The 14,949-nt window shown below is 55.8% G+C and carries 15 protein-coding genes; 7 read left to right on the top strand and 8 right to left on the bottom strand.

Annotation, left to right across the window (positions count from 1 at the left end; all coding sequences use genetic code 11):
* Positions 1 to 34 precede the first annotated feature (34 nt).
* Positions 35 to 1,318 carry an enterobactin transporter EntS gene (gene entS, locus J9788_RS04495; protein ID WP_182264448.1) on the top strand — a complete coding sequence of 428 codons (1,284 nt, stop codon included), beginning with the start codon at positions 35 to 37 and terminating at the stop codon, positions 1,316 to 1,318.
* Between the two features lie 4 nt (positions 1,319 to 1,322).
* Here entS and J9788_RS04490 read toward each other — a convergent pair whose 3' ends face one another.
* On the bottom strand, positions 1,323 to 1,682 hold the full coding sequence (locus J9788_RS04490; RefSeq protein WP_182264449.1) for a helix-turn-helix domain-containing protein: 360 nt from the start codon (positions 1,680 to 1,682) through the stop codon (positions 1,323 to 1,325).
* Positions 1,683 to 1,783: 101 nt separating this feature from the next.
* Between J9788_RS04490 and J9788_RS04485 the strand changes: the two genes are divergently transcribed.
* The gene (locus J9788_RS04485) at positions 1,784 to 2,338 is read left to right on the top strand and encodes an NAD(P)H-dependent oxidoreductase (protein ID WP_182264450.1); all 555 of its coding nucleotides are present in this window, start codon (positions 1,784 to 1,786) and stop codon (positions 2,336 to 2,338) included.
* A gap of 269 nt (positions 2,339 to 2,607) precedes the next feature.
* On the opposite strand, the gene J9788_RS04480 is transcribed toward J9788_RS04485, so the two are convergent.
* The 3 genes from J9788_RS04480 to J9788_RS04470 all read right to left on the bottom strand — a co-directional run bounded on the left by J9788_RS04480 (position 2,608) and on the right by J9788_RS04470 (position 5,446).
* Complete coding sequence (locus J9788_RS04480; RefSeq protein WP_171403660.1) at positions 2,608 to 2,769, bottom strand: hypothetical protein; 162 nt, start codon at positions 2,767 to 2,769, stop codon at positions 2,608 to 2,610.
* Positions 2,770 to 3,056: 287 nt separating this feature from the next.
* Positions 3,057 to 4,334: a citrate:proton symporter gene (locus tag J9788_RS04475; protein ID WP_351131544.1), complete on the bottom strand. Its 1,278-nt coding sequence runs from the start codon at positions 4,332 to 4,334 to the stop codon at positions 3,057 to 3,059.
* Between the two features lie 305 nt (positions 4,335 to 4,639).
* The gene (locus tag J9788_RS04470; RefSeq protein ID WP_209333051.1) at positions 4,640 to 5,446 is read right to left on the bottom strand and encodes an SMP-30/gluconolactonase/LRE family protein; all 807 of its coding nucleotides are present in this window, start codon (positions 5,444 to 5,446) and stop codon (positions 4,640 to 4,642) included.
* A 236-nt stretch (positions 5,447 to 5,682) separates the two neighbouring features.
* On the opposite strand from J9788_RS04470, the gene J9788_RS04465 reads away from it, so the two are divergent.
* The 4 genes from J9788_RS04465 to J9788_RS04450 all read left to right on the top strand — a co-directional run bounded on the left by J9788_RS04465 (position 5,683) and on the right by J9788_RS04450 (position 9,391).
* Entirely contained in the window at positions 5,683 to 6,621 is a 939-nt protein-coding gene (locus J9788_RS04465) for a hydroxymethylglutaryl-CoA lyase (protein WP_182264451.1), read from the top strand.
* Positions 6,621 to 7,826, top strand: a complete 1,206-nt coding sequence (locus J9788_RS04460; protein WP_182264452.1) for a CaiB/BaiF CoA-transferase family protein — start codon at positions 6,621 to 6,623, stop codon at positions 7,824 to 7,826. The genes J9788_RS04465 and J9788_RS04460 overlap by 1 nt, the downstream gene beginning before the upstream one ends.
* A gap of 214 nt (positions 7,827 to 8,040) precedes the next feature.
* Complete coding sequence (locus J9788_RS04455; RefSeq protein ID WP_182264453.1) at positions 8,041 to 8,487, top strand: hypothetical protein; 447 nt, start codon at positions 8,041 to 8,043, stop codon at positions 8,485 to 8,487.
* A 130-nt stretch (positions 8,488 to 8,617) separates the two neighbouring features.
* Positions 8,618 to 9,391: an IclR family transcriptional regulator gene (locus J9788_RS04450; protein ID WP_182264454.1), complete on the top strand. Its 774-nt coding sequence runs from the start codon at positions 8,618 to 8,620 to the stop codon at positions 9,389 to 9,391.
* Positions 9,392 to 9,530: 139 nt separating this feature from the next.
* Here J9788_RS04450 and J9788_RS04445 read toward each other — a convergent pair whose 3' ends face one another.
* From J9788_RS04445 to J9788_RS04430, 4 genes are all read right to left on the bottom strand, one after another.
* On the bottom strand, positions 9,531 to 11,597 hold the full coding sequence (locus J9788_RS04445; RefSeq protein WP_094142572.1) for a TonB-dependent copper receptor: 2,067 nt from the start codon (positions 11,595 to 11,597) through the stop codon (positions 9,531 to 9,533).
* A 223-nt stretch (positions 11,598 to 11,820) separates the two neighbouring features.
* A complete protein-coding gene (locus J9788_RS04440) occupies positions 11,821 to 12,222 on the bottom strand; it encodes a DUF2946 domain-containing protein (protein ID WP_182264455.1) in 402 nt (133 codons plus the stop codon).
* A 337-nt stretch (positions 12,223 to 12,559) separates the two neighbouring features.
* Positions 12,560 to 13,861 (bottom strand): sorbosone dehydrogenase family protein, encoded by a 1,302-nt coding sequence (locus J9788_RS04435; RefSeq protein WP_182264456.1) that lies wholly within the window; start codon positions 13,859 to 13,861, stop codon positions 12,560 to 12,562.
* A gap of 10 nt (positions 13,862 to 13,871) precedes the next feature.
* Positions 13,872 to 14,297: a DUF2231 domain-containing protein gene (locus tag J9788_RS04430; RefSeq protein WP_033650381.1), complete on the bottom strand. Its 426-nt coding sequence runs from the start codon at positions 14,295 to 14,297 to the stop codon at positions 13,872 to 13,874.
* A gap of 168 nt (positions 14,298 to 14,465) precedes the next feature.
* Here J9788_RS04430 and J9788_RS04425 point away from each other — a divergent pair, with 168 nt between their 5' ends.
* Positions 14,466 to 14,924, top strand: a complete 459-nt coding sequence (locus tag J9788_RS04425) for a YbaK/EbsC family protein (RefSeq protein ID WP_182264457.1) — start codon at positions 14,466 to 14,468, stop codon at positions 14,922 to 14,924.
* Positions 14,925 to 14,949: the final 25 nt, after the last annotated feature.

Raw genomic sequence — 14,949 nt, 5'->3', positions numbered from 1 at the left:
ACGGCCCGTACTAAAACATGATATGCAGGACACTATGGCCAGACCTTCTTTTTTTCTTGATTTCAGTTTGCTGAGAAGCAATGCGCATTTTCGCGCGATTTTCTGCGCCCGCATGCTGTCGGTGTTTTCACTCGGCATGCTGGCGGTGGGGGTGCCGATTCAGATCCAGGCGATGACCGGCTCCACGTTGCAGGTGGGCGTGGCGGTGGCGCTGGACGGCGCAGGCATGTTTATCGGCCTGATGTTGGGCGGGGTGCTCGCCGATCGCTACGATCGCCGCAAGCTGATCCTGTTCGCGCGCGGCACCTGCGGACTGGGCTTTGTCGCCCTGAGTCTGAACGCCTTCGCGCCGGCCCCGTCGCTGTGGGCGCTCTATCTGCTGGCGGCGTGGGACGGGTTTTTCGGCGCGCTCGGCATGACGGCGCTGATGGCGGTGATCCCGCTGCTGGTCGGGCGCGAAAACCTGGCGGCGGCGGGGGCCTTGAGCATGGTGACGGTGCGCATCGGCGCGATCCTGGCGCCGGCGCTGGGGGGGATCATCATCGTGTTCGGCGGCGTCGGTCTCGCTTTCGCCGTCGCGGCGGCCGGGACGCTGGGCACCCTGGTCCCGCTGGTGCGCTTGCCGACGCTGCTGCCGCAGCAGCAGGAGCCGGAACACCCGCTGCGAGCGCTCGCCAGCGGCTTCCAGTTTGTCTGGCGCAATAAGGTGGTCGGCTCGGTGGTGTTGCTGGGGATGTTGATGAGCATCGTCGGCGCCGTCAGGATACTGTTTCCGGCGCTGGCGCAGGACGCTTACCACGTCGGCGCGTCCTCTATTGGCCTGATGTACTCCGCAGTGCCGCTCGGTGCGATGCTGGGCGCGCTGACCAGCGGCTGGGTGGGGCGTTTCCCTCGCCCTGGCGTGCTGATCCTGATCGCCGCTATCGTCGCGTTCACCGCCATCGCGTCACTGGGGCTGTTCAGCCACCTGGCGCCGGCGCTGCTGGCGCTGGTGTGCTACGGCTACGCCAATGCCATCGCCTCGCTCTTGCAGTTCATGCTGATCCAGAGCAACACGCCGGATCATCTGCTGGGGCGGGTTAACAGCCTCGGCACCGCGCAGGACGTGACCGGCGATTCGATTGGCGCGCTGGGGCTCGGCGTACTGGGCAGGGTGTTCACCCCATTGATGAGCGTGCTGTCGTTTGGCGCATTCGCCGCAGTGCTCGGCGTGCTGGTGGCCTTCAGCGTGCGCACGCTGCGCCAGTGCCGGCCGGCGGACGCGCTGGTTGAGCACGATGAACCCGCGCCGGCAACCTCAGCGGCGGCGGACAACTAACCCCTCACGGCACCGGCGATTCCGGCCGGTGCCGCTCCCCCCAGTCGCACATCATGTCGATCACCGGGATCAGCGAACGCCCGCACTCGGACAGGCTGTACTCCACCTTGGGCGGGATCTGCGGATACTCCTTTCTCACCACCAACCGATCTTTTTCCAGCTCTTTCAGCGTCGAGCTCAGCGTCTTGTACGAAATGGTGCCGATGCAGCGCTGCAGTTCGTTGAACCGCAATACCGGCTTATACAACGCCAGCCAGTAGAGAATAATCATTTTGTATTTGCCGTTGATCACCGACAGGGTGTAGCCATAGCCGGTGTCTTCAAGGCTGATGCCCGTAGGGCTGCAGTGGGATTCGGCGGTCATTTACACTTTCTCCAGGGTAAGTATGTATCGTGAGTGTACGTATTTTACATTCTGTCAGCATACCCTAAGATGCGTCGAAACACCTGACTGGAGAGATCAGTATGAAAACGTTGGTGATAGTGACCCATCCCGATATGGCGAACTCGGTGGTCAACAAACGTTGGCTGGAGGAACTGCGCCGCTATCCGGAGCGCTATACCGTGCACGAACTGCATCAGGCCTATCCGGACTGGCAGATAGACGTCGCCAAAGAACAGCAGTTGATTGAAGCGCATGACAACATCGTGCTGCAGTTCCCGATTTACTGGTTCAGCAGCCCGCCGCTGCTGAAAAAATGGCTGGACGACGTGCTCACCTACGGCTGGGCCTACGGTTCCCGCAGCGGCTATAAGATGCAGAACAAGAAACTGGCGCTGGCGGTCACGGCGGGCGTGCGCGCAGAAGATTACGCGCGTGAAGGGCGTTATCGCTACTCGCTGGAGGAAATCTTCCGGCCGTTTGAAGTGACCGCCGATTATGTGCGGGCCGACTATGCTTCGTTCTTTGCCTTTTACGGCAAGGAAGCTGCTTCGGACGGGACGGCAGAGCAGGTTCAGCAACACGAGTTGGACAGCAGCGCGCAGGACTATCGGGCATTTCTCGCCGCTCTGAATTAAAGAGACTCTCCGGATGCGCCAGGGAGTGCGCATCCGGTTACTTGATGTGAACGCCGAAACCGTCTTGCCCCGGCGCGAGATGCGCTTTCAGGGGCAGCTGATTAAACGGAAAAGCGCTTTTTGATTCTGTCGACCGGCGTGCCATCGCTGAGCGGCACCTGCAGCAGACGATCGTAATCGCGAAAGCCCATTTTTTGATGAAAGAAGATAGACGCAGGCGCCAGGTAATGAAATACCGGAACGTGCGGGACAAAAAACAGCGCGGGAAATTACATGAACAGGAAGCGGTCGGCCAGCGGAACGCCACGCTCGAGGCGCGGTGGCAACGCGTCGTCGCGATCGTCAGGCTGAGCAGCCTGCGGCGCGGTGTCTTCGGCTTTTTCGATCATCAGCTCGCCGAGCAGGGCCAGAAAACGAGTGAGCTTTTGCATATTCCCTCCGGATCGTTGATTACGTTGAGGGTGATAGTAATCGCCGCTAAACCGAATGGGAAAAACTTAAAACTCATATCCTAAGAACCGGATCGCATATCGCGTAACCGGGCGACGGTTGCCCATCGCCCGGTGGATGGCTTAGAAAGGGTCCGCTTGGAAAACGGAAAATATCCTACGTTAAGCCTGTTTTTTGAGCCGGCATAACGGGCAGGTATGAGCAAAAGCGTGCCCTCATAATGATGAGGGCAGCGCTAGATCATCGAAAATTAATTAACGGGTGCAGATCAGCTGTGTAGCGGCAATGTGCCAAGCACGATAGCGCCTGACAGCATGCACAATACTGTTCCCACCGCCCATTTAAGGCTTGCACGCTGATTCAGCCCGTAATCCAGATTAAGAATACCGACAAGAAGGTACGTTGACGCAACAAGCGGGCTGAGCAGATGTACAGGCTGTCCAATCAATGAAGCAACAGCCATCTGCATAGGTGAGATTCCGTAGCTGGCCGCTGTCTGCGCAAGAATGGGTAAAACTCCAAAGTAGAAAGCATCATTTGTCATGAAGAAGGTAAACGGCATGCTGATTACCGCCGTAAGAATGCCGAGCCAGGGGCCAGCTGAGGCAGGCAGTGAATTTACAAGACTGTTAGACATGGCATCTACCATACCGGTGCCGGACAGGATGCCGGTAAAAATACCTGCTGCAAAAATGAGAGAAACAATGGCAAGCACGTTCTCAGCATGTTTTGCAAGGAGGTCTTTCTGACACTTCAGGTCAGGAAAATTCACCAGCATCGCCAGCGCAAAGGCGATCATAAACAGTGTTGCCATAGGAAGAATGCCCAGAATTAACATAACCAGCAGGGCAATAGTCAGCGCTGAATTAAAAAGATAACGATAATTAGTTACAGAAGTAAGTTGTCCGGTCTCTTCACTGAGATCGATTTTAATTACCCCAAGCCGGCGACGTTCGCGCAGTCCAAAAATAACGGCAACCAGCACGACCCAGATAAGCCCACAAATCATAATGGGCAGAAGCAGCATAAAGAGCTCTCCAACGTCTACTTTCATAGCGCTCGCAGCGCGCGCCGTAGGTCCACCCCACGGGAGCATGTTCATTACGCCGATTGAAAGCAGCAGTACGGTGGCCATGTACTGAAGCTTTATTCCGAGCCGACGATAGAGTGGAAGAAGTGCAGCTGTACAGATGAGATAGGTAGTGGCACCGTCGCCGTCGAGTGCCACGCTGATACCAAGGATAGCGGTACCAATCATTACTTTAAGCGGATCGCCTTTTACAATGCGGACAATGAGGCGGATAAACGGATCAAAAAGCCCGGCGTCGGTCATGACACAGAAATAAAGAATGGCAAAAGTCAGCATGACGCCCGTCGGGGCAAGCAGCTTAATTCCGTCCATCATCATTTTGCCGAGTTCAGTATGGAAGCCTGCTACCAGGGCGAAAAACAGCGGCACGAGGATTAACGCAAGCAGGGCGGACAGTCTGCGAGTTATGATCAGGAACATGAACACGCCTATCATGAGGTAGCTCAATATTGTCACAGTTGCACCTTCTTAGTTATCATTATAATTCCGCCAGACAGAACGGCATTTCATTTAATCGATGCTAACTTTTGCGGTGAAGAGAGTGAGGCGTCAAGAAAGTATGTAAACAGGATGTGAAATTATTGAGCCAGATCGAATTTATGATGGATTTGTGAGCATGCTCATATCGGCATGCTCCGGGTTTCAGATGTGAGAAAATAATCTGCGGCCAGGTGCCAGAGCGGGAAATTGCTGGATGGTTCCGGTAGAAGAGTCCGTTACGAACGCGGTGGCGTTTTCCTGGCCGCCAAATGCGATATTGGTCAGGGTACGGCCCCGGTGCAGCTGTCATAGCGGAAAAGCGGCACGCCATAGCGGCTGAAAATCCAAACACATCCATGTCCCGCATCACATACGTAGACGTTACCGTCTGCATCAAGCCCCATACCATCTGCACCGCTGATGCCCCCTGCCATGGCCGTGAAAATGCCCACTTTAGAAGAGGGCCCATGTTCAGTAACAGGCAGCCGCCAGACGGCATTTCCGCGGGTCATGGCGACCAGCAGCGCCTTTCCGTCAAGGTCCAGAAGCAGTCCGTTCGGGCTGGGGCCATTTGATAACAGACATTCAATCGTGTTTTCCTCAGGTGCATAGCGATAAACCCGCCCGGTTGGGTCCTGCATGCCCGTCTGCCCCTGATCGGTAAAATAAAGCCGCCCGGACTCATCAAAAAACAGGTCATTCACACCTTTGAAACTCTCGCTTCGTATGTGCGTCAGTATGGGACACATATCAGTTAAGGACGGATCGAGTGCTAGTATGCACCGCCTGTAGTCTGCGACAAAAAGGCGTCCATCCCGATGAAACGCCAGACCATTCGGCCATCCGTCGTATTCAGTTACAAGGGACCACCCGCCCTGTTTATCAACTTTGAAAATCCTGCCATAGGGAATGTCCGTGACATAAAGCTCCCCGTTCCGGTCAAATGCGGGCCCTTCAATAAATGACGTTATCTGCTGCCCGGGCTTATTTGCGCGTACCCAGTCTGAATCACCGTCACGATAAAACTGTTCAGGCATTGTGCTGAAAATGCTGCATTTTTTTGGCGTTGGCGCCGCAAACAGGCTCATTAATTTTAATCCTTAAAAATATATGTTGCTGAATAAGGTATTGATCCCCCCCCCCCTTGAATCATCCCAGCGCACATGTTTATGAATGTGATTTAACTCGCAGTAATGCATCGCGGGGTTAAACGCTGGTTGACTCCTGTTCAAATTACAACAAAATTATAACAGAACAACGTTTCGTCAGGCAGAACAAACAAATCTGTGATGCAGGTTCACCTGACCGTACCGGAGCAGAGGCAATGAGTCATAACAGCAATATTGATATTCTTATCAGTGAAGTGGGCCCGCGAGATGGACTACAGAGCGTTTCTGCGGTCATGCCGACCGACCTGAAAAAGCAGTGGGTTAGTGATTTAGCCTCCGCGGGGTTAAAGGAAATAGAGGTCGGCTCGTTTGTGTCACCAAAGCTTCTGCCTCAGATGGCCGATACAGGCGAACTCGTCGGATATGCGCGCACGCTGCCGGATCTGTTTGTCACCGCGCTGGTCCCCAATCTGCGCGGCGCAGAGACGGCATTCAAAGCAGGCGTACAGAAAGTCACCATCCCGGTTTCAGTCAGCGAACCTCACTCGCTTGCAAACGTCAATAAAACCCATAACCAGATTTTTGCTGAGGTGGGGAAAATCATCGCATTTCGCAATGAATACTATCCCGGAGTAGAAGTCGAAGCAGGCCTTTCCACCGTGTTTGGCTGCACCATCCAGGGCGTGGTGCACGAAGATGACGTTATCAGTATGGCCAGCATGATGGCTGAACTAGGCGTTAATGAAGTCGGACTGGCTGACACCGTTGGTTACGGGACGCCGGTACAGGTAAAGCGCCTTTTCCTCAGGCTGAAAGAAGAGGTCGGCGAACTGGCCGGCAGCGCGCATTTTCACAATACCCGGGGACAGGGTCTGGCAAATGTTCTTGCTGCTCTGGATGCCGGAGTAACCACATTTGATGCTTCGCTCGGTGGTATTGGTGGCTGCCCGTATGCGCCTGGCGCTTCGGGCAACATTGTTACGGAAGACCTCGTCTATCTGCTCGAATCAATGGGGCTTCGTACCGGCGTCAATATAGACAGGCTGCTGATGGCCCGTGAAACGCTTAAACGCGGTTTACCCGGGGAGCCACTCTATGGCTTTATTCCCGATGCCGGAGTTGGAAAAAACTTTCACTATGCAGGTAGAAAATAATGTCCGTTCAGAATGAGAAAAAACTTCCCCTTGAAGGCGTCCGCGTCATTGAGTTTGTCCACATGGTGATGGGGCCGACCTGCGGTCTGCTGCTGGCTGATCTGGGTGCAGAAGTTATTAAGATTGAGCCAGCACCAAAAGGAGATAATACCCGGCGTCTGACGGGATCAGGCGCGGGCTACTGGATGACCTATAACCGGAACAAGAAAAGCCTGGCTATTGATATTAAAACTGCAGAAGGTCTGGAAGCTGTTAAAAAGCTGATTGCCACGGCCGATGTATTTACTGAAAATTTCCGTCCGGGTGCCATGGAAAAAATCGGTCTCGGCTACGATGCCGTAAAAGCCATTAAGCCCGATATCATTTACAGCTCAATGAAAGGCTTTCTGCCGGGGCCGTATGAAAACCGGACGGCACTGGATGAAGTGGTGCAGATGATGACCGGACTGGCCTATATGACCGGACCGGAGGGACGCCCGCTGCGGGCGGGTGCCTCGGTAAATGATGTCATGGGCGGAATGTTCAGTGCAATAACCGTACTGGCAGCCCTTCTTCAGCGCGGACAGAACGGACAGGGACAGTTTGTGCAGACAGGGCTCTATGAGAACTCTGCCTTCCTGGTGGCCCAGCATATGATGCAGAAGGCCGTAACAGGTAAATCAGCCGCACCGATGCCCAGCCGGCTGTCTGCCTGGGCCGTCTATGACGTATTCACCACCCGCGAAAATGAGCAGGTTTTCATTGGAGTGGTGAGTGATACGCAGTGGACGGTATTCTGCGAAGCCTTTGGCATGCATGATTTTGCAGTGGATGAAAGCCTTGCCACGAATAACCAGCGCGTGCAGGCCCGGGACCGGATTTTGCCGGTTATCAGAGAACATCTCCTGTCGATGCCAAAGCAGGACATCATGGAACTGTGTGAGCGATTCGGCCTGCCGTTTTCTCCAATTCGTCGCCCGGACGATCTTTTTGAAGATGTACATCTTACAAAGTCCGGCGGGATGACAGGGGTCATGCTGCAGGATGGAACCAGTGTCAGTATCCCCATGCTGCCTTTTGAGATGGACGGACATCGTTTCGGCACCCGAATCAATGTGCCTGATATTGGCCGCGACTCGGCATCAATCCTTGAAGAGCTGGGTTACTCATCAGAATCGATAGCACGCCTGGAAGAATGCGGCGTCATTTCCTGTCCGGCCAGATAATAATTCAGCCTGCATCTGCAGGCAAACCCCCGGCTTCTGTATCTACATTGAGGCACTGTATGTCAGCTACATCATACTCAGCAGTGAATTTGCGGAGCGGCCTCATGCCGCTTACTGCCGAAGAGCATCGGGTATTAGTAAAAGCCGCATGGCGGCTTATACCGCTGCTGGGCCTGGCTTATTTTTTCAACTACCTTGACCGCACAAGTGTGGGATGGTCCCTTATTTCTTTTCAACCATTGGGCTTATTTACTGGGCGCGTTTGGTCGATAAATCGGGACGGGGCGTGCTTCACCTCATCTGCGCGCTGATGCTGGCTGCGGTCTCGCTAATGCTGTCTCTGTACATAAACAGCCTGCTGCCCGCAATGCTGGGGATCACACTTGCCCTTGTTGGCACCATCTCAGCTAAAACAATTTTTTATACACTGCCCGGCAAGTTTCTGAGTGGTAAGGCGGCCGCAGGCGGGATTGCCCTCATTAACTCGATTGGCGCTTTTGGTGGGTTTGCCGGGCCTTTCCTGATGGGCATGGCAAAAGAAATGACGCACTCGTTCACTGCGGGGATGATGCTTATGGGATGCATTATCATGTTTGCGGCATTTCTGGCTCTCCTGCTTATGTTTATGATAAACAACAGGCATGTGACGAGCGGCATTTAGTACGCCGACTGATAACAGTTTTTCTAATCAAGCACCTCAAGTATGGCCTTGTAATTCCTTATTGTGTTCATTAAGTTATGAACCATTCGCCCCGGCTTACAGGGGCTTTCTTTTATCTGATGAGGCCTGCATGTCAAGCGATAACGGTGTACCGGAAAAAAATCCGGCTGGAAAGAAACCGGCAGCTGAAAACGGCGCTGCGGCTGTGGATCGGGCATTTGCCATTCTCGCCGTATTTGATAAAGATGCCTTCCAGCTTACGCTTGCAGAAATAGCCCGGCGCACCGGCTTTTATAAAAGTACGATTCTCCGACTGTTAAACTCACTTGAAAAAGCAGGTTTTATACGCAAATCCGCAGATGGACGGTATTGTATCGGACCTGAGCCGCTGAGACTGTCATCCCTTTATCAGGCGTCATTCCGCTTACGGGATGTATTGCTGCCACATCTGGAACACCTTTCAGACCTCAGCGGAGAAACGTCATCATTTTACATTGCAGACAACGACTGGCGGGTGATTCTATATCGTGTAGAACCTCAACGTGCAGTGCGTGTTTCAATACGTGAAGGCGATCGTTTTTCTGTTAAATACGGCGCGTCCGGGAAAATACTTAGTGCGTTTACCTATACTGATGACTCTGTTTTTGATGAAATCCGGAAAAAATTATGGGCAGAATCTTACGGTGAGCGAGATCCTGAAACCGCTTCAGTATCAGTGCCAGTTTTCGGAGTAGGCGGGGTCTTACTGGGGGCTATTACACTTTCAGGCCCCAGGGAGAGGTTTACCCCACAAAGCATCAGAAGCATTCTGGGTACCCTTTTCCAGAGTGCTATTCATTCGACAAAAGAACTGGGTGGAGATTATTCCCGACTGGTTGAAGCCCGTCAGATACTTGAAGAATAAAACGGGAAAAATACCGTTCGTTACGCTCAGTAGATAGCGGCCTGTACAAAAAACAGGCTTGGCGTAGGGTGTTGTCCGTTTTCCAAGCGAACCCCTATCGCGTAACCGGGCGACGGTTGCCCATCGCCCGGTGGATGGCTTAGAAGGTGACGTTAACCTTGGCCCACAGGGTGCGGCCCGGTTCATTCACCGCGCTGTTGGCCGAATAGCCGAAGGCGCTGTTGCCCGCCAGGTTGAGGTGCTCGCTGTAGGTCTTGTTCAGGATATTATCCAGACCGGCGCTCAGCTTGACGTTTTTATTCACCTTGTAGGCGGCGTTGGCGGAGAGCACGCCGAAGCCGGCGCTTTCGGCAAAGTCTTTGCCCACCACGTTGCCTTCGTTGATCGCCACGCGGTGCTGGCTGCTGACCAGACGCCACAGGCCGGTGCCGCTCCAGTCGCCGTACTCATAGGTCAGCCCCAAGCGTGCCTCCAGCGGCGGGATCTGCGGCAGCGGGCGACCGTCGCTGGTGTTTTTCCCCCAGGAGTAAGCCAGGCTGGCATCGGTTTTCCAGTGTTCGCTCAGTTGATAACCCATGCCCATTTCGCCGCCCATGATGTTGGCGTTGACGTTATCGGCCTGGCTGAGACGCGCATTGTGCGGATCGTATTTGAACAGGATGAAATCATCGACGCGGCCCACATACGCGGAGACCCAGCCGTTGAAGCGTTTGCCATTGTACTGCGCGCCGATGTCGAGCTGCGTGGTTTTCTCGCTCTTGACGCTGGAGAACGGATCCTTGCTGCCGTTCGGGCCAAGCTTCGGCGAGAACAGCTCCCAGTAATCCGGGAAGCGCTCGGTATAACCGACGCCGGCATACAGCATCAGCGGCAGCTCGGCCAGCGTATGCTCCAGACGCATAAAGCCGCTCGGCAGGGTGTCTGAACGTTCCACATCGCTGCCGCTGCGGAAGTTCTCCACCAGGGTGCGATCGAGACGCGCGCCGCCGATCAGTTTATCCTGATCGCTGGTGGACCACGTCAGCTCGCCGAAGGCGCCGTAGCTGTTGAACTGGGCGTCTTTTTCCCAGCTGCCGCGGCTCATGCTGCGGTGGGTGTTGGTTTGGGTGTCCAGGCCGCTTTCAAGCTTCACGTCCTGCCACTGCCAGGTGCCCATCACGCGGCCGCCGACGGTGCGGCGATCGAGCTGCATCGTCATGCCGGAGGACATCATATGCCCGCCGTGGCCGCCCATGCTCATGCCGCCATGGCCACCGTGGCCGCCCATGCCGCCGCTGCCCGGCGAGCGCAGGGTCACGTTGTCCATCACGTGGTTGGCGTAGTTGTAGTAGACCTGCGCTTCCAGCTTATCCAGCACCTCGCCGATGTTGGATTTTTCCACCCGCATGCCCAGGCTTTCGCGCTTGAACTGCGAACCGTCCATGCTGCGGCCAGCATAGCGCGCTTCGCCGTTGCCGCGGCCCATGGTCACTTCCAGCAGCGTATCGTTGTCCGGCGTCCAGCCGAGCGCCAGATCGCCGTTCCATTTATCCCAGCGCGACGGCACGCGCGTATTGGTGCCGTCCTGATAATCGTTGGAACGAGATTTGTTGGCCATCACCCGCAGATAGCCTTGCTCGGCGCCGAGGCTGGCGTCGATATTCTCGTCCCAGCGGCCATTGGAGCCGGTCAGCACGCTGGCGTTGCCCTTGATGCCCGGCTTGTCGAAGCGCGGACGTTCACGTTCGAAACGCACCGTGCCCGCCGACGAACCCGGCCCCCACAGCACCGTCTGCGGCCCTTTGGTGATGGTCAGCAGATCGAAGCTTTCCGGCGAGATGTAAGAGGTGGGCGCATCCATTCTCGATGGGCAGGCGCCGAGCATCTCCGAACCGTCAGTGAGAATTTTCAGCCGTGAACCGAACATGCCGCGAAATACCGGATCGCCGTTGGTGCCGCCGTTGCGGATCTGCGAAAAACCGGGGATGGTTTTCAGATAGTCCGAACCGTCGCTGGCGGGCACCGGCTGACGCGGGGTTTTCGGTGACGTCACGATGGTCAGCGGAGAGTAGAGCGGTGCGGTGACGGTGATCACGTCGCCATCATTAACCTGTGCGTCGGTAGGGTGCTGATGCGCCTGCGCCGCGTGGCCGGCCAGCAGGAACAGCGGCATGGCGGTGGTGATTGCGCGGGTGACGGCGTTCTTTTTATAAGCGGGTTTAAACATCATCTTTCCTTAAGCTAACTTTTTTCCATTATTCTCCGGCGATTTATTCAGGCGTGGGGATGCCTGGCGAAAATCACCATCGGAAAATACGGGGGTTAATTCCCTCAACGTGGAAATAACCGGGCTAATAATGTCGTCTCGATGCATAACCATTGGGCGAATTAATTCCGCCATGTTGAAACGATCAACGGCAATACAGAAACGGCAATGGGGTATTGTTAAATCAGAGGAGAGAGACGGGCGGCGCGCGCGGTTGTAATTCGGTATGAACGACGTGGGCAAACAGGGGAACGAGATAATGAGTCGGCGGCGGGCGCGAGGCCAGAGATTGAGACCAGAACAGCGGGGCGTGGCTCACGTCCAGCAGCGGCGCGTGCAGCAACAGCACGCAGTAGCCGCAGGCGCTGTCGTCCATCATCATCGCCATGTTGTGGTGGCCGCCGCCGTGCTGCATCAGCGGCGCTGCGGCCTTTTCCGGCGCGGCCGGCGGCGAATGCATCTCATGATGCATTGGCATCGCCATGCCGCAGTCCGCCATGACGGTCGTTTCAGCACTTCCGGCGCGCGCATGCTCCAGGGATCGCGAGACCACCGGCGCAATGAACAACATCAGAATGGCGAACATCCCTAACCAGGCGGCGGCCCGGTTACGTGATGCAGGGGGCTGAATTAACGACACAATCAACCTAAAAAAGGGTTAACACAAGGGAGGGAATTGTACTGGTTTATGTCGAAATGTTAAAACCTTTTATTTCTGGTCAACGCCCTGTTGATGAATATATTATCGGATAAGCGCTTTAATTCTGACCAAAGGCTATTTTCTTACGCCAATACCGTGACGGGGACAATATTAATGACGGAAAAACTGGCGAGCACGATTATTCCGCTTTATGACGATCTGGCTGGCGCAGAGGGGTGAGTGACAATGTCACGGGCGAGCTCATCGGAACCCGCCCGTAACCTTACTTCGCGCTGACGCGCCAGACAGTGTTGCCGACGTCATCCGCAACCAGCAAAGCGCCGGTCTTGTCGACAGCCAGCCCCACAGGGGCGCCATAGAGTTCCTTCTCATCACCGGAGACAAAACCTGTTACCACGGCCTTGAGCTTGCCGACCGGTTTGCCTTGCTCAAACGCCACATAGCTGACCCGGTAGCCGTTCAGCGGCGAACGATCCCAACTGCCGTGTTCGCTGATAAAGGCGCCGCCGCGATAGTCGGCCGGCAAAGCGCTCGCGGTGTAGAACAGCAGCCCCAGCGGCGCGACGTGCGAGCTGAGCGCGTAATCCGGCTTGATGGCTTTCGCCACCCGATCCGGCCGCGGCGGCTGTACCCGCCGATCGACATGCTGGCCGAAATAGCTGTAAGGCCAGCCGTAGAAACCGCCGTCCTGCACCGAGGTCAGGTAATCCGGCACCAGATCGGCGCCGATTTCGTCACGCTCGTTGACAATAGCCCACAGCTTGCCGCTTTGCGGCTCCCACTGCAGCCCGGTCGGGTTGCGCAGGCCGCTGGCGAAGATGCGGCTGGCGCCGGAGGCGGTGTCCACTTCCAGCACAGCGGCGCGCCGGTACTCTACGGCCAGGCCGTTTTCGGTGATGTTGCTGTTGGAACCGACGCCGACATACAGCTTTTTCCCGTCCGGGCTGGCCAGCAGGGCCTTGGTCCAGTGATGGTTGATAGTGTCCGGCAGATCGGCCAGTTCTTTGCCCGCATCACTGATGCGCGTTTCGCCTGGCTGATAGGTGTACTGCATGATATTGCCGGTATTGGCCACGTACAGCGTATTGCCAATCAGCTGGACGCCGAACGGGGAATCGAGCCCCTCGAGGAAGACGTGCTTTTCCCAGTTGCCGCCAGCGGTTGGGCGCAGCAGGGTGATGCGATTGCCCCCTTTGCCGCCTTTACCGGACTGGCCTTTCACCAGGCCGGCGATCAGCTGCTTGGGCGTGCTCACCGCTTCGGTGCCCGGCCCATTGGCCTCCACGACCAACACATCGCCATTGGGCAGCGTGAGCAACTGACGCGGATGAAGCAAATCGTCCGCCACCTTATCGATTTTCAAGCCTTCCGCCACTTTCGGCGTCTGATCTTGTTGCCAGCCAACGCCCTTAGGCACCTGCATCGGCGGCATCAGAAAGTCCTGCGCCGCCGGCAACGTCGGGTCCGGGCCCATTTGTTGCTCTGGCGAAATGACGGCGCTGTTATCGCAGCCGGCCAAGGCCAAAACGGCGGAAAGAGTGAGCGCCAGAGATGAGAGCTTCATGAAAACCTCCTTATTTTGCGCGGGCGCCAAGGGCCAGCAGAATGTTCGCCAGGCTGAGCAGCGCGACCACGATCGCAGACAGCACCAGGCCTTGGGGCACCACGGCATACGCATCCCGGCTATGCACGAAAGCGTTGATAATGGCGAGAACGATGGCCAGCAAATTCAGCCAGAAATGGAGTTTGACCGACGATCCCCGCAGCCGAGCGCTGCCGAACCATACCTGTACCAGGTTAATCAGGCGGGGAATGATGGCAAAAATCAGCCCGATGGCAATTAGCCAACTTGCGCCATTGACCCACTGAATATTAGCGGTACAGGCATAAATGATGTCGAAAATCAGCGCCGCGGTGAAAAATCCGTAAGGTATCGGGTTGAGCCATTCATAGACGGCCACTGCGGCCGCTGAGGGCCTTGCTGTCGTTTGCGTGGTCATGCAGGCATCTCCATGAAAAATGATGGGTAAAAAGGCCATTGGCCCCTTAAAGCTTTGTTCAGATCCAGCGATTTGAACAATTTTGATTCTCATTTTTAGCATGCGATGTTAAAACCGAAACCATCACTTCGGCATTATCAATGGTTTAGCAATATCAGGAGGCAGGGCATGAGCATAGAACGCGTTCAGCGTTTTCTGGCCGATCACGCACCGGAGACGACGGTAACGGTGCTGGCAAAGAACACCGCAACGGTGGCGCTGGCGGCAGAAGCCTTTGGCGTGGAGAGCGGGCAGATCGCCAAGACGCTTTCGTTTCGCGTTAACGGCGATGTGGTGCTGCTGGTGATGGCGGGCACTGCCAGAATCGACAACAAGAAGTATAAGCAATTCTTCGGCGTGAAGGCGCGAATGCTGCCGGCGGAAGAGGTTGAAGCATTAACCGGCTATCCGCCCGGCGGCGTTTGTCCCTTTGCCGCACCGGAGGCGGTGAGGATCTACTGCGATCATAGCCTGCGCGCTTTCGATGAAGTGCTTCCGGCAGGCGGCAGCGATAACTCTGGCGTGAGAATTGCGCCACAGCGGCTGGCCGGCATCACGGGAGCGGAGTGGATTGACGTGACGGGGTAACTAATAGTGACGTCGTCACAATAAC

Source organism: Serratia sp. X10 (genome assembly GCF_017811775.1).
Lineage (GTDB): Bacteria > Pseudomonadota > Gammaproteobacteria > Enterobacterales > Enterobacteriaceae > Serratia > Serratia ureilytica.
Note: the sequence above shows the minus strand (reverse complement) of the source record. Positions and strands in the feature narration are given on the sequence as shown.